This window comes from Thiocapsa rosea, assembly GCF_003634315.1.
GTDB lineage: Bacteria > Pseudomonadota > Gammaproteobacteria > Chromatiales > Chromatiaceae > Thiocapsa > Thiocapsa rosea.
In genome coordinates this window covers 2261276-2282588 of the sequence record NZ_RBXL01000001.1, presented here as the reverse complement: position 1 = coordinate 2282588, position 21313 = coordinate 2261276, and the positions used below count along the sequence as shown (strand labels likewise).

18 protein-coding genes are annotated in these 21313 nt (G+C 65.4%); 10 read left to right on the top strand and 8 right to left on the bottom strand.

What is annotated here, in order from left to right; translation table 11 throughout:
• Positions 1 to 70 precede the first annotated feature (70 nt).
• The 5 genes from BDD21_RS10145 to BDD21_RS10125 form a co-directional block, all read right to left on the bottom strand.
• Positions 71 to 865, bottom strand: a complete 795-nt coding sequence (locus BDD21_RS10145) for a heme ABC transporter ATP-binding protein (protein WP_120797080.1) — start codon at positions 863 to 865, stop codon at positions 71 to 73.
• A gap of 191 nt (positions 866 to 1056) precedes the next feature.
• Entirely contained in the window at positions 1057 to 2166 is a 1110-nt protein-coding gene (locus tag BDD21_RS10140; protein WP_120797079.1) for a FecCD family ABC transporter permease, read from the bottom strand.
• A complete protein-coding gene (locus BDD21_RS10135) occupies positions 2163 to 3065 on the bottom strand; it encodes a heme/hemin ABC transporter substrate-binding protein (RefSeq protein WP_120797078.1) in 903 nt (300 codons plus the stop codon). The genes BDD21_RS10140 and BDD21_RS10135 overlap by 4 nt, the downstream gene beginning before the upstream one ends.
• On the bottom strand, positions 3058 to 3651 hold the full coding sequence (locus BDD21_RS10130) for a HugZ family pyridoxamine 5'-phosphate oxidase (protein WP_245969512.1): 594 nt from the start codon (positions 3649 to 3651) through the stop codon (positions 3058 to 3060). The genes BDD21_RS10135 and BDD21_RS10130 overlap by 8 nt, the downstream gene beginning before the upstream one ends.
• Before the next feature lie 46 nt (positions 3652 to 3697).
• Positions 3698 to 5713 carry a TonB-dependent hemoglobin/transferrin/lactoferrin family receptor gene (locus BDD21_RS10125; protein ID WP_170164726.1) on the bottom strand — a complete coding sequence of 672 codons (2016 nt, stop codon included), beginning with the start codon at positions 5711 to 5713 and terminating at the stop codon, positions 3698 to 3700.
• Between the two features lie 678 nt (positions 5714 to 6391).
• Between BDD21_RS10125 and hutW the strand changes: the two genes are divergently transcribed.
• From hutW to BDD21_RS10100, 4 genes are all read left to right on the top strand, one after another.
• Positions 6392 to 7735, top strand: coding sequence for a heme anaerobic degradation radical SAM methyltransferase ChuW/HutW (gene hutW, locus BDD21_RS10115; RefSeq protein ID WP_120797074.1), 1344 nt, complete (start codon positions 6392 to 6394; stop codon positions 7733 to 7735).
• 179 nt (positions 7736 to 7914) lie between these two features.
• On the top strand, positions 7915 to 8433 hold the full coding sequence (gene hutX, locus BDD21_RS10110; RefSeq protein ID WP_120797073.1) for a heme utilization cystosolic carrier protein HutX: 519 nt from the start codon (positions 7915 to 7917) through the stop codon (positions 8431 to 8433).
• Positions 8430 to 9107, top strand: coding sequence for an SDR family oxidoreductase (locus BDD21_RS10105; RefSeq protein WP_120797072.1), 678 nt, complete (start codon positions 8430 to 8432; stop codon positions 9105 to 9107). Before hutX ends, BDD21_RS10105 begins: the two co-directional genes overlap by 4 nt.
• A 90-nt stretch (positions 9108 to 9197) precedes the next feature.
• A complete protein-coding gene (locus tag BDD21_RS10100; RefSeq protein ID WP_120797071.1) occupies positions 9198 to 10481 on the top strand; it encodes an META domain-containing protein in 1284 nt (427 codons plus the stop codon).
• A 194-nt stretch (positions 10482 to 10675) separates the two neighbouring features.
• On the opposite strand, the gene BDD21_RS10095 is transcribed toward BDD21_RS10100, so the two are convergent.
• Positions 10676 to 11218 (bottom strand): Tll0287-like domain-containing protein, encoded by a 543-nt coding sequence (locus tag BDD21_RS10095; RefSeq protein ID WP_342769599.1) that lies wholly within the window; start codon positions 11216 to 11218, stop codon positions 10676 to 10678.
• A 344-nt stretch (positions 11219 to 11562) separates the two neighbouring features.
• Here BDD21_RS10095 and BDD21_RS10090 point away from each other — a divergent pair, with 344 nt between their 5' ends.
• The 6 genes from BDD21_RS10090 to BDD21_RS10060 all read left to right on the top strand — a co-directional run bounded on the left by BDD21_RS10090 (position 11563) and on the right by BDD21_RS10060 (position 18462).
• Positions 11563 to 13194, top strand: coding sequence for a thiamine pyrophosphate-dependent enzyme (locus BDD21_RS10090; RefSeq protein WP_120797070.1), 1632 nt, complete (start codon positions 11563 to 11565; stop codon positions 13192 to 13194).
• Between the two features lie 21 nt (positions 13195 to 13215).
• Complete coding sequence (locus BDD21_RS10085) at positions 13216 to 13728, top strand: indolepyruvate oxidoreductase subunit beta (RefSeq protein WP_120797069.1); 513 nt, start codon at positions 13216 to 13218, stop codon at positions 13726 to 13728.
• Positions 13729 to 13920: 192 nt separating this feature from the next.
• A complete protein-coding gene (locus BDD21_RS10080) occupies positions 13921 to 15261 on the top strand; it encodes a phenylacetate--CoA ligase family protein (RefSeq protein WP_120797068.1) in 1341 nt (446 codons plus the stop codon).
• 258 nt (positions 15262 to 15519) lie between these two features.
• Complete coding sequence (locus BDD21_RS10070; RefSeq protein WP_120797067.1) at positions 15520 to 15960, top strand: ACT domain-containing protein; 441 nt, start codon at positions 15520 to 15522, stop codon at positions 15958 to 15960.
• 290 nt (positions 15961 to 16250) lie between these two features.
• The gene (locus BDD21_RS10065) at positions 16251 to 17594 is read left to right on the top strand and encodes a phenylacetate--CoA ligase family protein (protein WP_120797066.1); all 1344 of its coding nucleotides are present in this window, start codon (positions 16251 to 16253) and stop codon (positions 17592 to 17594) included.
• A gap of 67 nt (positions 17595 to 17661) precedes the next feature.
• A complete protein-coding gene (locus BDD21_RS10060) occupies positions 17662 to 18462 on the top strand; it encodes a DUF4412 domain-containing protein (protein ID WP_120797065.1) in 801 nt (266 codons plus the stop codon).
• A 244-nt stretch (positions 18463 to 18706) separates the two neighbouring features.
• On the opposite strand, the gene BDD21_RS10055 is transcribed toward BDD21_RS10060, so the two are convergent.
• Entirely contained in the window at positions 18707 to 19774 is a 1068-nt protein-coding gene (locus BDD21_RS10055; protein WP_120797064.1) for a phytoene/squalene synthase family protein, read from the bottom strand.
• Positions 19755 to 21284: a phytoene desaturase gene (locus BDD21_RS10050; RefSeq protein WP_120797063.1), complete on the bottom strand. Its 1530-nt coding sequence runs from the start codon at positions 21282 to 21284 to the stop codon at positions 19755 to 19757. Before BDD21_RS10050 ends, BDD21_RS10055 begins: the two co-directional genes overlap by 20 nt.
• Between the last annotated feature and the right edge of the window lie 29 nt (positions 21285 to 21313).

Sequence of the window (21313 nt, the reverse complement as noted above, 5' to 3'; positions counted from 1 at the left end):
CAGCCCACGCCAAGGACATCGGAGCGAAACCCGGCAGCGCAATGGTTTAGAGGATGGGTTTCGCCGACGCTCAGGAGGCGCCGCTCCCGGTAATCACCAATCGCCGACCCGCGAGGCTCGGATGCTCGAGTGTCTGCACCGGGATGCCGAAGACCGATTCCAGGTGCCCGCGATCCATGATCTCCGCCACCGAACCCGCCGCCGCCACACGGCCATCCTTCAGCAGCAGGATGCGATCGGCATAGGCACTCGCCAGGTTGAGGTCGTGGAGAATCGCAAGCACCCCCAGCTCGCCTCCGGCAAGCATCTCGCGGGCGATCTCGAGCAGTTGGTGTTGATGGGCGATATCCAGTGCCGAGGTCGGCTCGTCGAGCAAGAGATAGCGCGGACCCAAGTCGGTCGGTTCCCAGATCTGCGCGAGGACTCGGGCGAGCTGGACGCGTTGCCGCTCCCCCCCCGAGAGGCTCGGATAGAGCCGCCCGGCAAGATGCAGCACGTCGGCCCGTCGCATCGCCTCGCGGACGATCGCCTCCTGACGCACCAGGGTCACCGCACGATGCGGGCTGCGGCCCATGCGAACCACGTCCTCGACCCTAAAGGGAAAGCTCAAGGCGCTCTGCTGCGGCAGCACCGCACGTTGCCGCGCGAGCATCAGAGGGCTCCAGTTGCGAAGGCGACGCCCGTTGAGCGAGACCGCCCCGGTCGTCGGCGTCAGGTCGCCCGAGAGCACACGCAGCAGGGTACTCTTGCCTGCCCCGTTAGGTCCGAGCACGACCACCAGCTCGCCGGGCCGGACCACGCAACCGACGCCGTCGAGCAGCCGATGCGTGCCGATCCGAACCCCGATCTCTTCACCCTTCAGCATTGAACCGCGTCCCGAGTGACATGGATGGTTTGAGGTGCGTCCGGCCACGCCACACATCCGCAGCGATTGGCTGGACGCGGTTCAACAAAATACGGCAAGAATTGGTGAGTGCACGTCGGCGTCGAGCGCCCCGCATGGATCGGGGCAGACCGATCGGGTGCGTCGGCGCAACATGCGGCGACCGCCACGTTTCAGAACCCCCGTCCCCGGCGCGAAGCCAGCAGCCACAGGAAAAAGGGTCCGCCCAGCAATGCGGTCACGATGCCGATCGGCAGCTCGGCCGGTGCCACGAGCGTGCGTGCGATCAGGTCGGCGCCGAGCAGCAGGATGGCCCCGAGCAGGGCCGATCCGGGCAGGAGCCAGCGATGATCCGGCCCGATGGTCAAGCGCAGCAGATGCGGAACCACCAAGCCGATGAACCCGATGATGCCGCTCAGCGCCACCGCCGTTCCGACCGCCAGGGCGACCAGAATCACCAGCAGGGTCTTGACCCGCTCCGGCTCGAAACCCAGATGACGCGCCTCGGACTCGCCCAGCAGGATGGCGTTCAGCGCGCGGGCGTGCAGAGGGATCAAGACAATCGCCGCGAGGATCAGGGGCGCACCGACCGCGACCGTCGACCAGGTCGCTCCGCCCAGGCTTCCCATCGTCCAGAAGGTGAGGGTACGCAATTGGTTGTCGTCCGCGACGAAGGTCAAGACGCCGGTCGCCGCGCCGGCGATCGCATTAATGGCGATGCCGGCGAGCAGCAGGGTCGCGACCGCGGTATGGCCGTCGCGACTCGCCAGCCGATGCACCAGGAGGGTCGCCACCAGGCTTCCACCGAAGGCCGCGATCGGCAGGGTCGCCGTTCCCAGGATCCGGGTCAGACCGCTGAGCAGCGTCGCGCCCAGGACGATGACCGACACGGCGGCCAGTGCGGCGCCCGCCGAGACCCCGAGCAAGGCGGGATCCGCAAGCGGGTTCCGAAACAGCCCCTGCATGGCTGCACCTGAGACGGCGAGGGCCGCCCCGACCAGGATCGCGAGCAGGATGCGCGGGGCGCGGATGGCCCCGAGAACGGCGGCCTGCTCGGGCTCGAAGGCCCATGGCAGATCCAGACCGAGACCGTGCGCAAGGATGGCGATGACCCGGGTGGGTGCGATCTCGACCGCACCCACCGACAGCGCGACGATGGACATGAGCGCCAGCCCCAAGGACAGTCCGATCAAGACCAGCGGCGCGCGCCCGAAGCGCATCCGGGGATCCGTCCCGCTGCCCGTAACCAGACCGAATCGCAGGGCGAGCGCCCGCGCCTTCATCGACTCGGATCCATGCGCCCCAGTCCCAAGCGCGTCTCGGGAGCAAGCCGCGGATGCAGCTCGGCCGCAAGATCCGCGATCGCGGCCGGCAGGCGCGGGCCGAAGCCCAGGAGATAGAGATCGTCCATGGCGGCGATGCGCCGATGACGACCGGCCGGGGTCAGGGACACCCCGGGCAGGGCGAGAACGCCCTCGATCCCGCCTAGACCTTCGAGTGTCCGATCGGTCAGGAGGATCACATCGGGCGCGGCACCGATCATCGACTCGGTGTTGAGCGGCTTGTAGCCGACCATCTCGGCCGCGAGCGGATTCAATCCGGCGGCGAGACGGATCGCCGCATCGGCCGCAGTGTCGCGCCCGGCAGCCATAGGCGAGCCGCGGGCGGCGCTCAAAAGGAAGACCACGGAGGGCCTGTCCGAGACCTCGCCGAGACGGGCCTCGACCCGGCGCATTTTCTCGGCGACCTCCTCGGCCAAGGCCGCCCCGGCGGCCGGACGCCCGACGGCCTCGGCGACCGCCCGGATCTTCTCGACCAGTCCCTCGGGCGAGGGATCGCCATGGATGATCCGCACCTCGACACCGGTCGCGCGGATCTGCTCGATGACGGCCGGCGGTCCTGCCGCCTCGGTCGCCAGCACCAAATCGGGCGAGAGCGAGAGGAGGCCCTCGGCGGCCAACGCGCGTTGGTAGCCGACCTGCGGAAGTGCTTCGGCCTCGCTCGGCCATTGGCTCGTGGTATCCACCCCGACCAAGCGGTCCTGGACATCGAGCCGGAAGAGGATCTCGGTCAAGGCCCCGCCGACGGAGACAATCCGCTGCGGCTCGGCCGCGCGCGGTTGGTCGGCCAGACCCAGCAGACCGAACAACAGGGCTCCGGTCACCATGGCATGTCTAAACATCGGATTCCTCCGCAGGATCAACGAGACGTCGGGTGAAGGCCGAGCGCGTTGCGGCGTCGCCGGCGCGGTGGCCCTGATCCCGGATGTGGCGGATCTCGGCGAGTTGCACGTCGTCGATGGCGAATGCCTTGGCGAAGCCGCTGACGTAACGCGCGCTTTCGGGGCGCAGCCGAACGAGATGGAAGTCCTGCAGACCCCGCAAGGTGGCGATCAAGGCGCCGAACCGAAGCTCGAATCGCTCCAGGATGGTCTCGCAGCCGATCGAGCCGCGCGCGACCTCCTCGGCCCGACACCGATAGGTCAGGCGCCGCCGGGCAAAGAGATGCCTGGCCGATGCCTCCTCTTCGATGAAGAGGACACTGACGCGCCCGGACTCCAGCAGGTTCTTGGTGTGGACGGACAGCTCGCTGACGAAGACGTAGAAGTCGCCAGCCTCCTCGACATAGGCCGCGTAGCTCGCGTCCGGCTCACCCTCCGGATCGACGGTAGCCATCAGCAGGGTTGCGAATCCCTCGCGAAAACGCAGCACCTCCGCATAGACCTGCGCGAGATCGGGTGCAGGGGGTGCGGCTGTCGAATTGGTCATCGGATCTCTCGCCATGGACTCGACTCGGTTGGGCGCCGAACGCGGCTCAAAAGCTCACCGCCATCGTCAGTTTGACATTCCGCCCCGGCCCCTCGATGGCCGACAGGTAGGGGAGATAAGCGCGATCCATCAGGTTGTCGATGCCGAAGTCCAGGCGGAGTGCCTGATTCTTGACCCCGGGTGGCTGCCAGGTGAGATAGAGGTCATGCAGATCATACGCGGACGACTCCTCCACCCCGGCGGGCACGCGGTCCTGTGCGGCGACGAACCGACCCCGCCAACCGAACGACAGGCCATGCGAGGGGACCAGCCCCCCGGCGCCGAGGATCAGCTCGTTTGCCGGGATTCCGCCGAGCGGGTCGCCCGTATCCATGTCCTCCCCGAACGTGAGTCCATAGCCGGCACGGGCGAACCAACGGGGCGCCTCGTAAGCCAGCTCGGCCTCGAACCCTTCGAGGCGCGCATCGCGAACGTTCTCGAAATAGCTCACCCCGCCGGGGCCCGGGTTGCCGGGCATCGGGCGGGGGGCAAAGATCACCAGCTGCTCGATGAAGTCCGAGACATCGTTGCGAAACAGGTTCAGGCTCGCGCGCCCTTCGTCGCCCGGCTGGAAGAGCCCCGCCCGACGCAGCCTTACCCCGATCTCCTTGTTGTGCGCCGTCTCGGGCTTGAGGTCCGGATTCGGCACGAAGACATTGGCGCAACCGCGACCGCAGGTGAAATGGACCCCGGAGACGAACAACTGACCCAGGCTCGGCGCTCGAAACGCCTCGTTGTAGGCGGCGACCAGACTCAGCCAATCCGTGACCATAAAGGTGAGCGCCAGCTTCTTGGACAGATTGGAGTCGTTCTGATCCTCCGCGACATCGCCGCTCGAACGGCTCTCGTAGCGATCCCAGCGCAGCCCGGGCACCAGGATGACCCGCTCGCCGATGCTGATCTCGTCCTGGAGATAGAGGCCAAGGACATCCTGCTCGGCATCCGGGAAAGAAGGACGCGGCTGACCGTCGCGACGCGACTCGGCAGTGTCTTGGTAATAGTCCACCCCGGCCACGACATCATGCAGCAGGTTGGCCGGCCCCCGAATCACCGACCGATTGCGCAGGTCGAAACCCGTCGTCTGCAGCTCGGTGTCGTCGCGGCGCCGGTCTATCAAACGCCGTTCCTCGATGTCGGTCCAATTGGTGTAGACCAGCGCGGAGATGTCGACCCAAGGGTTGTCGCTCGCCGCATAGGCATAACGCAGCGAGAGGTTGCTCTGACGGGTATCGCGATCGACAAGGTTATCGGCCGTGCCTCGGATCTGCGGATTCGAGGGCACCTCGCCATGCTCGTCGAAGGTCTGAAAGGTCGCCGCCACCTCGTGATCCGGCGCCGGCGTCCAGGTCAGTTTCCCGAGACCCGACAGCGTCTCGAAGGCGGAATTCTCGAGCGTGGAGCCGTCGCCGAGTCGCACGTCCTGTCCGTGACGATAGCTGATGTCCGCCAAGAGACCCAGATTCTCGCCGACCATGCCGTAAGCGCTGCCCCCGGTCAGCCACTGGCGATCCGCACTCTGATAGCCCGCCCGCACCCGTGCGCCGACGGTCTGGCCGGGACGCAGCAGGTCCGCCGCATCGACCGTCGTCAGCGCCACCACGCCGCCGAGCGCACCGCTCCCCCAGAGCGCCGACGCGGGTCCGCGCAAGACCTCGACCTGTTTGAGCAGATCCGGATCGATGAAGACGCGCGCATTGTGGGCACGATCGAAGTTCTGACGCGCACCGTCGAGCAGGAAGAGGATGCGCTCGTCGCCCAAACCGCGGATGACGACCTGTTGTCCGGCGCCGCGCGGTCCGCCGCCGATGTCGACATTCGGAAGGTCGAGCAGCAGGTCGCCGAGCCGGGAGGGCTGCTCGGCCTCGATCTGCTCCCGGCCGATCACGCTGACCGACTCGGCGATCGTGAAGGGGTCGCGGTCGCTCTTGGCGGCCGTGACCCGGATTTGCGACAGCTCCACGGCCGAGATGCCCGTCTGGGCGTCGGCCCGATCGGTCAACGGCAGCACGATGAGGACGAGCATGGGCGCAAGGCCCAGAGGACGGGCGATTGTCGCCCGAGATATTCGATCAACCACAAGCCAGCCTCCTGAGACCATCAGTCAACAGCGCTGGCTACCTTGGCCCTCGGCCTCGGTGGCTGAAACATCGACGCCCCACCCGGGACGAGACTCGGATAGTAATGGTTCTCATTTAAAAGTCAAGGACAGGGATTGCGCGGCAATCAGGGATACGCCTCTCGAAGGACGCTTGCTACCTATCGGTGAACGCCGGACCCTGGTTCCAGCTCGAAATGTCTCTCACGGAGACGCAGAGGGCACGGAGAATCGGAAATGTTTCCTGCATGCGCTCCGTGTCTCCGTGTCTCCGTGTCTCCGTGTCTCCGTGTCTCCGTGTCTCCGTGTCTCTGTGTCTCCGTGTCTCCGTGTCTCCGTGTCTCCGTGTCTCCGTGAGAGATTTTGAATCTGATCGGTGCTGAGGGCGAAGGACCGCATGGACTTGACATCGGCATGGCGGTTTGTGCAGGCTCTTGTCGGAACACGGCAACCGATCCATCCGGTCTGCTTGCCGCGTCTAGAATCGCCAGCCTCGCGTTCGTCGCGCATCGCCAGCACGTCCTTTGAGCACATCTCGCGTCCGACCCGACTCGCCCGCAGGGCGGCGAAAGTCGAGACGCGAGATCCGATCAGGCGATAGGCGGCATGAATGCAATGATCGATGTCACGGAACACTTCGCCCGGGTGTCCGGCGATCCGATCAAAGACGCCTTCCCGGCACGACGCCCCATGATGCCCTGGGCCACCAAGACACCGGTGCCCGACGAAGAGATCGGCGGCATTTGGCAAGGCATGATCGAGGGCGTCGAGCCACCGCGTGACCGGCGTCTGGCCTACGTGCATATCCCCTTCTGCACCAATCATTGTCTCTTCTGCGGCTTCTATCGGCATCGCCTGCGCGACGGTGGCTCGCCCGCCTTCGCGGACCTCGTGATCGAGGAGATCCGGCGCGAGGCGCAGGCGCCCGGGATCGGCGCGCGCCCCATCCAGGCGGTCTATCTGGGTGGCGGGACACCGACCGCACTCGCCCCCGTCGACATCCAACGCATCCTCGAGACCCTGAGCCGGCAGCTTCCCCTCGCACCGGACTGCGAGGTCACGGTCGAGGGCCGGGTCAAGGATTTCACCCCCGAGATGATCGATGCCTGTTTGGCCGGCGGCGCGACCCGCTTCTCGATCGGGGTGCAGACCTTCGATACCGAGGTTCGCCGACGCCAGGGCCGCCAGGCATCCGGAGCGCAGGCCGAACGTGTCCTCGGCGACCTGATCGCACGCCGCGCCGCCACTGTAGTGCTCGACTTGGTCTACGGATTTCCGGACCAAACGCCTGAGATTTGGTCCGAGGATCTACGAATCTGCCATACGCTGGGTCCGGACGGGGTGGATCTGTACGCGCTTAACCTCATCCGAGGCGCCCCGCTGCAGCAGGCCATCGAGCACGGCAAGATCGCCGCGCCCGCCGACCTGTCGCAACAGGGCGAGCTCTACCGGATCGGAGCCGACGCCTTGGCCGAGTTGGGCTGGCGTCAGATCAGCAACAGCCATTGGGCACGCACGCACAGCGAGCGCAATCGTTACAACCGACTCATCAAGCGAGGGGCAGACTGCCTCGCCTACGGTGCAGGCGCAGGCGGGTCGATCGGCCGATACAGCTATAGCCTGACGGCCGACCTGGATCCTTACCGCGAGGCGATCCGGCGCGGCGACAAGCCGCTCGGCACGCTGCATGTCGCCGATGCGCTTGCGCCTCTGCGCGATCGGATCGCAGGCGGCATCGAGATCGGCTGCCTGGACCTGTCGTACATCGAGGCGGTAGAGGCGCCGGGGCTCCTGCCGACCCTCGAGCCGCTCTTCGATCAATGGGCGCAGGCCGGCCTGCTGCGGCGCGACGGGTCCTTGATCCACTTAACGACCGCGGGGCGATTCTGGAGCCCCAATCTTCTGCGTGCCTTAAACCGCGTCCAGAGCGAGATGCTCACTTTCGCGTGAGTTCGACGTAGGGTGCATCCACGGTCCTTCGCGGGGACGCGGTTTAGAATGTTCTATTTTTTAATACTTTAAACCGCGCCGGCTCCGGCAATGATCGGAGCCGGCGCGGCCAAGCCAATCCAACACACGACGCATACCGCGCTGGGCGCGGTTTAAGTTCCGAAACGAGGAGAACAGACATGACCGCAACACCCGAGCTGGCCTCCGTGCGCGAAGCCTTGGCCAAGCACCCCGGCGTGATCCTGGAGTCACTCGCGCGCCAGCATGGCGTCTCCTATCAAGGGGCGCTGACCTGCCTCCCGGACGACATGCAGACCCAATTGCCCGGGAGCTGCTTCGGGGACGCCATGGCCGACATGACCGATTGGGGTGACCTGGTCGTCATCGTCCATACCGAAGATCTGGTCATGGAGGTCAAAGGACCGCTGCCGCCCGGCCGCTTCGGCTCCGGCTTCTACAACCTGGAGGCCGAGACGGGCCTGAGCGGCCACATCCGCGCCGAGCGCTGCGGCGCCGTCGCCTTCGTGCGGCGACCCTTCATGGGCAAGGACAGCGTCTCGGTGCAGTTCCTGAATCAGGAAGGCGGATGCATGTTCAAGGTGTTCGTCGGACGCGACACCGAGGGACGCTTGAACCCCGAACAGGTCGAGCGCTGGGAGCAATTACGCTCGCGGCTCGCGGCGGCGGCATCGGCATGAGCGCACCACCCGTCGTGATCTTCGGGGCGAGCCGCGGGACCGGACTGGAGTTCGCCCGACTCCTGCGCGCGCAAGACGTGCCGGTGATCGCCCTGCTGCGCGGCGAAACGGGTCGCGCCGAGCTCGACGCGCTGGGGGTCGAGCTGGTCCACGGCGACGTCATGGATCCGGCCGCGCTGGAGGCGACACTCGCGCTGGCCCCGAGCGGCTATCGGATCGTCTCGACCTTGGCGGGGCTCGCCCCGGACGGGCGATGGATCGACGAGGCCGGGAACATCGCGCTGGTCGATGCCGCCCTGACACGACCGCCTGAGCGCTTCGTCCTGGTCACCTCCATGGGTTGCGGCGAGATGGCGCCCCATCGCTCGGAGGCCGCCATCGCCGCCTTCGGGGCGGTCGTCGATGCCAAGACCCGTGCCGAAGACCATCTCAGACGCAGCGGCTTACCCTACTGCATCCTGCGCCCCGGGGGACTGCGATCGCAGCCCGCGACCGGACGCGGCATCCTCTGCGCCGATCACGCGATCCACGGATTCATCCATCGCGCCGACTTGGCCGTACTGATCGAGCGGGTGCTGCGTGACCCGTCGATCTTGGGAGAGGCCCTCGCTGCGGTGGATGCCGATCTGGCCCACGGACCCAATCCCATACAGGCCGTTGCGCTGGTCCCCTGAGCCTATCACAGGCAAAATCGGCGACGCGGCCCGAAGGCATGAAGGCCCGAGCCGCCCGAGACAGCCCAGATCACGCCAGGGAGACCGACCATGTCCTCGATCCGCTCGCGCTTGCTCACCTTTTTCCTGTCCTGGCTCACGCTCGGGGGCGGTTTGCACACCGCAATCGCCGCCGAGACCGAGCCGAGCCTTCAAATCACGGGCGAGCTGAGCTACCTGGCCCGCATCGCCCTGCCGCCGGACGCCCTCGCGATCATCGAGCTTAGCGATCCGAGGGTGCCGGGCGGGCGCTTGGTCGCCGAGCAGCGGATCGCCCTGGACGGCCGCCAGGTCCCGATCCCCTTCGCGCTCGTCGTCGAGCGCGCGGCACTGCTCCCGGACCAGACCTATCTGGTTCGCGGCGCGGTCCTGTCCGGTGATCTGGCGGCCTGGGTCACGGACGAGGTCCCGCTCGATCCGTCGGTCGAGTCGCTCGATCTCGGCACCATCCTGATGCGTCCCTACGAGCCGATCTCCCTTGCGAGCGAGTTCATCTGCGGGGATCAGCCGATCCGTGTCGGCTTTCTGGAGGATCGCATGCGCCTTCGGGTCGGCGACCGGACCTTCGATCTGAGACAAGCGGTGTCGGCCTCCGGCGCGCGCTATGTCGCCCTCGCGGACCCGACCACCTCCTTCTGGGGCAAGGGGGATCGCGGGATGCTGGAGATCGCGGGCAGGGCCTATCCGGAATGTCTCCCGGTCGAGGCCGCGACGATGCCGTTTCGCGCCACCGGCAACGAGCCTTTTTGGAACCTGGAGGTCGGCGACAAGCGGGTCGTGCTGATCACGGATCTCGGCGAGACCCGCATCGACGTCGCGCTGACCGAGCAGGAGTTGCTCGAGGACGGGCGCCGCTATCGCAATCTGATCGAAGACGGCGACCTCGTCGTCAGCATCTTCGATCGGCCCTGTGTGGACACCATGAGCGGCATGCCGCACCCGGCGACGGTCGAGATCCGGCTTGACGATCGCAGGCTCGACGGATGCGGCGGTGACCCGGCCACACTGCTTCAAGGACCCGAATGGGTCGTCGAGGACATCGGCAGCGGCGGCATCATCGACCGTTCCCGCGTCACGCTGAACTTCGGCGCCGACGGCCGTCTGTGGGGTCAAGCCTCCTGCAATACCTATCAGGGCGACTACACCCTCACCGGCGAGACGCTGACACTCGGGCTCACGGCCACGACCATGATGGCCTGCGCGCCCGCCTTGATGGATCAGGAGCGCACGGTCCTCGATCTGCTTGCTCGGATCAGAGGCTTCGACGTGGATCCGACAGGCGCCTTGATCCTGAAGGCCGACGACGGGCGGACCCTAGTGGCGCGTCGCGGTTAGCTCATTTTCGAGAAGGGATCTGGGCCGGCATAGGTAACCTGTCGGAAATCAGTTGAGCACCGAGCCCCAATCGTTGTCGTTGTCGTTGTCGTTGTCGACCATCGATACGACCACGACAACGACTATGAACGGTCTCGACAGATCTTCCGTGCTGCACTAGGGGCGAATTTATTCGCTCCGGCAGTCCCTACAGGTCAGCGGGGCGTGGAAAGCGTGAATGCACCGCGAACGTCGCCCACCTCATAACCTCGCGCCTGATCCTCGGGGTACGCCTCCGCGAGGGCCTCGCTCACGTTGGCATTCACGATCTTGCCATGGCACGAAAGGCAGAGCTGAACGGTCGGAATTGCCTTCATGAAACGCAAGCGACTGCCGTCGTCGGATTCGACGACCTCGGCGACCGTCATGGTCGCGACATCCTCGCCGGCCGCCTTGCGCTCGTCGAACCGAACCAACACCGCGCGCTCCCACTCGTCGGGCGCGTTCAATTCGGCGTTGCGGAGCTTCAGACTGGTGCGGCCCACCGTCCAGCCCGATTCCTCTGAGAGTTCGGCCGCGATCGCGGGTGCACGCTCCCGGCAGACCTTCACCGCGTTCTGAGGGCCTCCATCCGTCATCGCGGCCTTCAGCTCCTTTTGCAGCGTTGTCCCAAAGCGCTCCGCCAGCGCCTTCGCTTCGGCGATGTCGGCGTCCTGCACGCCCTCCTGCGCAAAGCCGGCGGTTGCCGCAAGGATCAACGGAAACGACATCAATAGGCCCTTTTGCATCGCGATGCTCCCGATCAATTGAAAAGAAGATCCGCGTCCAAGTGGTCCGGAGCGACCGAGTCTATTGTGACGCGCACCTGACGACCCGACCAACCCGGTCACGCCCCCGGGATGGACGACTTGCAGTCGTCCTCTTCCACCGTCCTGACGACCGGCGAGGCCGATCTCAGCTCGATGATCCCGAACCGCGCTGAAACCTGCCTCGGCCGGACCGACGAAACGACCCGGCAATTGATCCATTCGGCTTGCTGCAGGGCAACAATGATGCGGATAATGTGGGATTGGTGACGCCCTGACTAGAGAGTAAGTCGACGATGACGACCCCAGAACGGCAATTATTGAGCGGTGACGACGCGGTGGCCCTAGCCGCCCTCCACGCGGGGGTGCGCCTCGGGACCGGCTACCCCGGCACACCCTCGACCGAGATCCTGGAGACCTTCGACCGCCTCGGCGGACGCGCGCAGTGGTCGCCGAACGAGAAGGTGGCGCTGGAGGTCGCGCTCGGGGTCGCCTTCGCCGGGGCACGGACCCTGGTCACCATGAAGCATGTCGGCCTGAACGTCGCGGCCGATCCGCTCTTCACCGCGACCTACACCGATGTCGAGGGCGGCCTGGTGATCGTCTCCGCCGACGACCCGGGCATGGCCTCCAGCCAGAACGAGCAGGACAACCGGCACTACTCGCGCGCCGCGGCCATTCCGACCCTCGAGCCCATCGATTCTCAGCAGGCGTACGATTTCACGTTGCTCGCGTTCGAGATCTCCGAGCGCTGGAAGATTCCGGTCATGCTGCGGATCACCACGCGGGTCTGTCATTCCAAGACCATCGTGGTGCCGCGTGCGCCGGTCTCGGACGTGGCCGAGCCTTCCTTCGAGCGCAAGATCCCGACACGCGTCATGATCCCCGCGTACGCCAAGCCGGCACATCATCGCCTGCGCGCCAAGCTTGCCGAGATCGCCGCCTGGAACGAGGCCGAGGGCCCGATCCGGCTGGATGTCGGCGACTCCAAGCTCGGGGTCATCTCGACCGGGATCTGTGCCGTGCATGCGCGCGAGGCCGCCCCGGAAGCAAGCCATCTGACCCTCGGCATGACCTACCCTCTGCCGCTGGAGCGCATCCGCGCCTTCGCCGCAGGGGTGGAGCGTCTCCTCGTCGTCGATGAGGGTGATCCCGTTTTGGTCGACGAGCTTCGCGCCGCCGGCATCGCGGCCGAAGGCAAGCCCGAGATGTATCGCTTCGGCGAGCTGGATGTCGCACGCGTGCGCCGTATCCTGGCCGGCGACACCAGCCCGGAGCCCGTCCCGCCCAAGGGCAAGCCGCCCGAGCTCTGTCAGGGCTGCGCGCACCGCGAGGTGTTCCAAGCGCTCGGGGAGCTCGGCTGTATCGTCTCCGGCGACATCGGCTGCTACACGCTCGGCGTTCTGCCGCCCTTCTCGGCGATGGACACCTGCGTCTGCATGGGCGCGAGCATCGGCGTCGGCTTGGGCCTGCGTCATGTGCTGCCCGAGGAGCAGGCGCGACGCGTGGTCAGCGTGATCGGGGACTCGACCTTCGTGCATTCAGGCCTCACCGGGATCGCCGAGATGGTCTACAACCCACCGGCGACGGGCCATCTGGTGATGATCCTGGATAACGGCACGACGGCGATGACCGGTCTTCAGGAGCATCCGGGCACGGGACGCCTGCTCGATCACTCCACGACCAACAAGATGAGCTTCGAGGGTATCGCGCGCGCCATGGGCGTGCAGAACGTGCAGGTCGTGGAGACGACGGACAAGAGCGTATCGCTGAAGGATGTCATTGCCGAGCTACTCGCCAAACCCGAGACCTCGCTCCTGATCACCCGTCAACCCTGCGTCCTGGCTGCACCCAAGATCCGCTTCTACGACAAGGCCGCGGCCGAGTCGGCGCGCGGGCACACCTGCTCCGCGGATGTCGCGGACTGAATTCAGATCGGAGAGACACTGATGGAGAAGGTGAAGAACATCGTCATCGCCGGACTCGGCGGCCAGGGGGTCTTGACGGCCTCCGACATGCTCGCCGAGGCGGCGTTTCGTGCCGGATTCGATGTGAAGAAGAGCGAGCTGCACGGCATGAGCCAGCGCGGCGGCTCGGTCAGCAGCGACGTGCGCTACGGCGAGCAGGTCCTGAGCCCGATGGTCCCGGCCGGGGAGGCGGACGTCCTGCTGGTCCTGGAAGCCACCCAGATCGAGATCAATCGCCCGATGCTGCGCGCCGGGGGGGTCCTGATCGATCCGAGCCTGCTGTCGGAAGGCGCCCTGAAGAACAAGAAGAGCCTCAATGTCGCCCTGCTCGGCGCCGTCTCCACGGTGCTGGACATCCCGCAGGAGCACTGGATGGCAGCCATCTACGCCAATCTGGCCGAGAAGCTCCACAAGGTCAACGACCAGGCTTTCGCACTGGGTCGCGAGGCCGCGCTCAAGGGCGCGATCGCAAAACACCCTTTAAACCGCGTCTAGAGCGCCATGCGTCATTGTCGTGTTGTATTCGGTCTTGGGGATTTCACCGACCTCGGTGGAGACGCGGTTTAAAATTTTATCTTTTTTAGAATCTTAAACCGCGCCACCTCCAATCATCGTCGAGTCTGCCAGGGCCGATCCCATCCAGAAACATCACGAACCGCGCCGGGCGCGGTTTAAGAGAGGACCAAGATGCTGACAGAGCTCTGGAACGACGCCGAGGGCGGTTTCCACCCGGCCAGCGCGCCCGATTTCCTGCCGGAGACGGCGCTGAAGCAGGTGCAGCTGCGACGGCTTCGCGCGGTCGTGTCGCTTGCCTACGAGAACGTCGCCCTCTTTCGCGCCCGGATGGAAGAGCGCGGCCTTACCCCGGACTCGATCCACCGGCTCGAGGACATCCAGCAGCTCCCCTTCACGGTCAAGGCCGACCTGCGCGACACCTATCCCTTCGGCCTCTTCGCCACGCCCATGAGCGACGTGGTCCGGCTGCATGCCTCCTCCGGCACCACCGGCAAACCCATCGTCGTCGCCTACACCCGCGAGGACGTCGGGGTCTGGTCGGAGGTCATGGCGCGCACCCTCGCCTGCTGCGGGCTGCACCGCGGGGACATCCTGCAGAACGCCTTCGGTTACGGGCTCTTCACCGGCGGACTCGGCGCCCATTACGGCGCGGAGGCGCTGGGGGCAACCGTCGTCCCCATCTCGGGCGGCAACAGCGACCGCCAGATCATGCTGATCCGCGACTTCGGCGTCTCCGCACTCTGCTGCACCCCGAGCTATTTCACCTATCTGATCGAGCGTGCCGCAGAGCTCGGCGTGGACATGCGCTCACTCCCCTTGCGCGCCGGCATCTTCGGGGCCGAGCCTTGGACCGACGGGATGCGCGATCACATCGAGGCCGCCGCCGGCATCAAGGCCTACGACATCTACGGCCTTTCCGAGATCATCGGCCCCGGCGTGGCGAGCGAATGCTCCGCCCAGCAGGGCCTGCACATCTTCGAGGATCACTTCTATCCCGAGATCATCGACCCGGAGACGGGGGATGCCCTGCCCGACGGCGAGGAAGGCGAGCTGGTGCTCACCACACTGAGCAAGAAGGCGATGCCGATGATCCGCTACCGGACACGCGACATCACCTCGCTGATCAGCGAGCCCTGTGAGTGCGGACGCACCATCCGGCGGATGCGGCGCATCGGTCGGCGTTCGGACGACATGTTCATCATCCGCGGCGTGAACGTTTTTCCCTCCCAGGTCGAGGCGGCACTGCTGGCGGTCGAGGGCACGCTCCCGCACTATCAGATCATCCTCACCCGCGATCAGGGTCTGGACCAAATGACGGTCGAGGTCGAGGTCACGCCCGAGGTCTTCAGCGACAAGATCCGCGCGCTCGAAGACGTGCGCGCACGCCTCGCCAAGGCGATCGAGCACATCCTCGGCATCCGCGTCGGGCTGCGCTTGGTGGAGCCGCGCAGCATCGCGCGCAGCGAGGGGAAGGCGAAGCGGGTCATCGACAGGCGCAACGAGGGGGCATAGCGGTCAGCTATCACCCGTCAGCCGTCAGCCGTCAGCCGTCAGCCGTCAGCCGTCAGCCGTCAGCCGTCAGCCGTCAGCCGTCAGCCGTCAGCGATTGTGCTGATCCGAATCCACTTGGCTCAACCCCCTGCAGCGGCAGAAAAACCCAGCTCAGCGCTGATAGCTGATAGCTGATAGCTGATAGCTGATAGCTGGAGGCAGGAAGCGGGCGGCAGGAGGCTGAAAGAGACCATCCGAGCACCACGAGGACTCGAAACCATGAAACTGCAACAACTCTCGCTCTTTCTCGAGAACCGTCCCGGACGCCTCGGTGCGCCGCTGGAGACGATCGCGAAGGCAGGCATCAATATCCTGACGCTCTCGCTCGCGGACACAGCCCAGTTCGGCATCCTGCGCCTGATCGTTCGTGAATGGGACAAGGCCAAGCAGGTCCTGGAGGACGCGGGTTGGGTGGTCAACCTCACCGAGGTGGTGGCGGTCGATGTGCTGGATCGACCGGGCGGTCTGGCCGAGGCGCTCGCCGTGCTGGAAGGCGCCGGCCTGAACATCGAGTACATGTATGCCTTCTCGGTGCGACGGGGCGACAAGGCGATCCTGATCTTCCGCTTCGAGGATCCCGATCGGGCGATTGCCGTGCTTCTGGAGAAAGGGCTGCATGTGGTCGACGGGGATGAGCTGCTGAGCGTGGTCTCCGCCTGAACCGCGTCCCTTTGGGATATGCACTCTTGTCGGTTGGGGTCGCGCTTGCGTGAATCTGCGGCCGCAGTTGTGGACGCGGTTCAGGATGTTCGATCGATTGCGGGAAAGGGTGGACAAGACAGGTAGGGTGGACAAGCGCAGCGCAGTCCACCAGCGCCGGCGCAGGGCTCGGTGGACTGCGCTGCGCTTGTCCACCCTACCCGGTCCTAGGTTCACGCTTCGCAATGTCATACCGAGCGTCGACGGGCAGCTTGTCCGCCGACGCAACACCCACCAACGGATCGAGGACTATGGCCGCGCAGATTCATGAGGCCCATCGGCACACCGAGCACCGCATCTGGGACCCGGATGCCGAGACCCTGCCGCGCGACGGCATCGAGGCGTTGCAGGTGGAGCGTCTGCGCGAGCTGGTGACACGGGTCGCGCGGGTGCCCTTCTACCGCGATCACTTCGCCCATCGCGAGATCGGGCCGCACAGCATCCGCTCGCTCGCCGACATACGTCGACTCCCGCTGACCACCAAAGACGATCTGCGCCGTCAGCAACCGCTCGGATTCCTGGCCGTACCGCGCAAGGATCTGGCCCGCATCCACGGCTCCTCCGGGACGACAGGCCGGCCCACTTTCGTCGCCTATACGGCGCGCGATCTGGAAACCTGGTCGAACCTCTGCGCCCGTTTCCTGGTCGCCGGCGGGCTCAGGCCCGAGCACACGGCACAGGTCGCCTTCGGCTACGGGCTTTTCACCGGCGGATTCGGATTGCACTACGGCATCGAGCGTGTCGGCGCGGCGATCATCCCCGCAGCGGCAGGGAACACGCGTCGCCAGATCGAGATCATGCGCGACCTGGACCCGGAGGTTCTGATCTGTACCCCGAGCTATGCCCTGACCATCGCGGATTCGGCGCGCGAGCTGGGCATCGATCCGCGCTCTCTGCCGATCCGCTTCGGCCACTTCGGCGGCGAGCCCTGGACCGAGGACATGCGCCGCGAGATCGAGGATCAGCTCGACATCGCCGCATTCAACAATTACGGGCTTTCCGAGGTCATCGGTCCCGGCGTCAGCGGGGAGTGCCCCGAGCGCACCGGGATGCACATCCAGGAGGATCATTTCCTGGTCGAGTGTTTGGATCCGGAGACCTTGGAGCCGGTCCCGGAAGGCGAGCCCGGCGAACTGGTGATCACCACACTCACACGCGAGGCGATGCCGCTGATCCGCTATCGCACCCGCGACATCGCCCGTCTCTATCGCGAGCCTTGTGCCTGCGGGCGCCGCACGACACGCATGAGCCGCGTCACCGGGCGCACCGACGACATGCTGATCATCCGCGGCGTCAACGTCTTCCCCTCCCAGATCGAGGAGGCGTTGCTGCGCGTGGAGGGCACCACGCCGCACTATCTCATCGAGGTCTCCCGACCCGGCACGCTCGACGAGGTGCACGTGAAGGTCGAGATCCGGCCCGAGATCTTCTCCGACCGCATGGACCGCATGCAGGCGCTCTGCGAGCGGATCAGCCGCGAGATCAATACCGTCGCCGGCATCCGTGCCCATGTCGACCTGGTCGAGCCGCGGAGCATCGAGCGCTTCCTCGGCAAGGCCAAGCGCGTGCTCGACCGACGCAATCTTAACGAATAGTCATATCCCGAGACGGGTTCAACGATTAGGCTATGCAACCATAACGCAATCACCGAGAGGAACACGCATGATGAATCCGCAAGGCTCGAGCATCGAGCGTTCGCCGATCCGAACCCGTCGCCTTGGACTCGCCCTCGCGATGGCGGCTCTGCTGCCCATGTCGGCGGCGATCGCGGACGAAGAGGGTTTCTACATCGAGACGATCAATCGCAGCTCGGGTGTCATGGGCGAGGCGGCGAGCGAAGATCTGTCCAAGACCTATCTGGCCTACGACAAGATGAAGGTCGTCAACGAGGGAGCCGACGCCACCGACATGATCATGGATCCGACCGCCGGAACCATCGTCTTCATCAATCACGCCGAGAAGGAATATCTCCCGATCGACGTCAAATCCGTCATGGAGAGCATGACCGGTCCGGCCGCCGAGCAGATGCGCGCCATGATGGGCGAGATGACCGTGACGGTCGAAGCGACGGGCGAGACCAAAAAGATCGGGGACTGGGACACCAAACAGTATCGAGTGACCAAGACCGGCATGATGGGTGTGGATCAGGAGATCTGGGCGACCGAGGACGTGGACCTCGACGTGACCCGCTACACCGACATGATGAGCCTCTCCGGCCCCGGCGGCATGCTGGCCAACTCACCGGCCGGCATCGCCCAGCGTGAAGAGATGAGCAAGATCAAGGGCTATCCCATCCTGACCAAGACCAAGATGGAGATGATGGGCACCACGATGGAGACCGAGAGCGAGGTTACCGTGATCCGCAAGGAGGCCATCCCTGCCGACGTCTTCGCGATCCCGCAGGGCTACGGCGAGCGCGACATGAGTATGCAGATGGCTCCGCCGGACAGCGGCCATCCTTGATCCGAGCGGTAGGGGCAAGCGCGGTAGGGCGGACAAGCGCAGCGCAGTCCACCAGCGTTGGTGTAGGGCTACCGGCATGTAGGGGCGAATCCATTCGCCTCTACAGCGCATAAATGCCTTCCGGGCATGCGCGCTCGGGATGACGATTCTCGGAGATCACCTAAACCGCGCCGGCTCCGACAGTCGTCGGGGCCGGCGCGGTCAAGCCAATCCAACACACGACGCATACCGCACTGGGCGCGGTTTAGTTGGTCAATGCGCGCTCGCGCTCCTCGAGCTGCTCGAAGAGCTCCAGCACCCAGATGACGCGACCGCCCAAGCCCGCAGGGGCTTCGGCATCTTCTTCACTGGAGCGATGGGCGGAGTAGACCACTGCATCGACCAGGAAGCGTGTCTCGTCGAGCGGCGGAGCACTGACATAGCGTGGCGACAGCACGGCGGTTCCGAGGATCGGCGCCAAGAGCTGCATCTTGCGACTGCCCGGCACCACGGCACGCCGAGAGATGGAGTCCAGACCTTGACGCTCGACCTGACGTCCGATCTCGGCATAGAGATAGCGCGCGGCATTGATACCGGCACGACAGCCCATCGGCAGCCCGGCGATTCCCGCATCGGAGCGCACATACAGGGTGTCGGCCGCGCGCAGCAGACGCTCGATCACACTGGCGAGTGCATCGTTGAACACGGGCTTCTCAAGCCAAGCCTCGGGATCGATCCCGGCCTCGCGCATCCAGGACATCGGCAGATAGAGACGACCGTTGCGGGCATCTTCTCCGACATCGCGCGCGATATTGGTCAACTGCATGGCCACGCCCAGATCGCAGGCACGCGCCACAAGCTGCGTGCTGCGCGCGCCCATGAGGGCCGCCATCATGGCGCCAACGGTGCCGGCGACCCGCGCCGAATAGTCGTAGACGCCCGAGAGGTCCTCGAAACGCCGACCTTCAGCATCCCACTCGAAACCTTCAAGCAAAGCCTCGAGCAGCGCCTTCGGCATCCCGAAGCAGGCGACCACGTCGGCCAAGGCGCGATCGGTGTATTCATCGATTGGCTCGCCGTCGTAGATGCGGTCGAGACGATGACGCAGCTCGGCCAGGGCGCGGGTCTGGGCGCCGGGCTCGTCGCCCGCGCAATCGATCGCATCGTCGGCGATGCGACAGAAGGCGTAGAGCGCGATGGCCGGATCACGGATGCGCTGAGGCAAGAGGAAGGAGGCCGCGTAAAATGAACGCGAGCCGGTCCGCAGCAGTTGGCGACACGCGGCGAGATCCGCCGCACTCGCGTGATAGGTCTTAAGCATAGGTTGAGGCATCGGGTACCACCGTATCGAGGACACGGGCCGACGACAGGACACCGGGCACACCTGCTCCCGGATGCGTCCCCGCACCGACCAAGTAAAGGCCATTCACCTCTTCGCTCGCGTTGTGCGGTCTGAACCAGGCACTTTGCAAGAGGATGGGCTCAAGACTGAACCCGGCCCCGTTGTAGGACAGAAGCCTGTCCTGGAAATCCCGCGGTGTCGTGACGAGCGAGGCGACGATCTCGTCTTCCAACCCCGGCAGGACGGTTTCGCTTAAATAACGGGCAATCCGTGCCCGGAACGGCTCGGCTTCCTTCTCCCAGTCAATGTCGCCTTGAAGGTGCGGAACCGGGGCCAAGACGTAGAAGGTATCGCAACCCTCCGGTGCCAAACCCGGATCCGTCGCCGTCGGGCGATGTAGATAAAGACTGAAATCGTCGGCGAGACGCTTGTTCTTGAAGATATCGTCCAGCAGCCCTTTGTAGCGCGGGCCGAGCAGGATCGTATGGTGGGCGACGTCCGAATACTGACGCTTGGTGCCGAAATACCACACGAAGAGCCCGTTGGAGTATTGGGCGCGATCGATCTTTTGATCCGTCCAATGGCTGCGATGCTCGGCCGGCAGAAGGTAGCGATAGGTCCATGCGGCGTCTGCGTTGGACACCACGACCGGGGCGTCGATCGTCTCGCCGGACTTCAGGCGTACACCGGTCGCCGTGCCGTCCTTCACCAGGATCTGCTCGACCTCTTCTCGGTAGCGGATCGTCCCGCCTTGGCCTTCGATGAGGCTGACCATCCCGTTGACGAGCGCACCCGTACCGCCGATGGCCGAGTGCACGCCCCATTTGCGCTCCAGGAAGGAGATGAGCGTGTAGATGGAGGTGACGGAGAAGGGGTTGCCGCCGATCAGCAGCGGATGGAAGGACAGGACCTGGCGGATGTAGGGGTCTTTGATGTACTTGGAGACCATCGAATAGACGCTGCGATGGCTACCGAGCGTGATCATGTCCGGCACGATCTTGAGCATGTCGGTCCAGGAGTTGAAGGGCACATGGCCCAACTGCTCGAAGCCGATCTTGAAGATCGCCTGGCTGTGTTCCATGAAGCGATCGTAGCCTTCGACGTCGCGCGGCGAGAAGGTCGCGATCTGCGCCTTCACGGCATCCGCGTCGCCGTTGTAGTTGAACACCTTGCCGTCGTCGAAACGGATCCGGTAGAAGGGATCCATCAAGCGGATGTCGATCTCCTCGGAGAAGCTGCGCCCGCACAGCCCCCACAGCTCGTCGAGCAGGAAGGGTGCGGTGATGATGGTCGGGCCGGCATCGAAGGTGAAGCCGTCGATCTTGTGAACGTAGGCACGCCCGCCGGGCGCGTCGAGACGCTCGAGCACGGTGACCTGGTAGCCCCGCGCACCCAAGCGAATCGCGGCGGCCAGCCCGCCGAAGCCACTGCCGATGATGACAGCCTGTGGTTTGGAGCCGGCCGAGGTTTGTCCGGAGGTCTTAGATGCCGCGAGTGTCAAGTCTGCATGACCTTCTGTAATGTCAATGT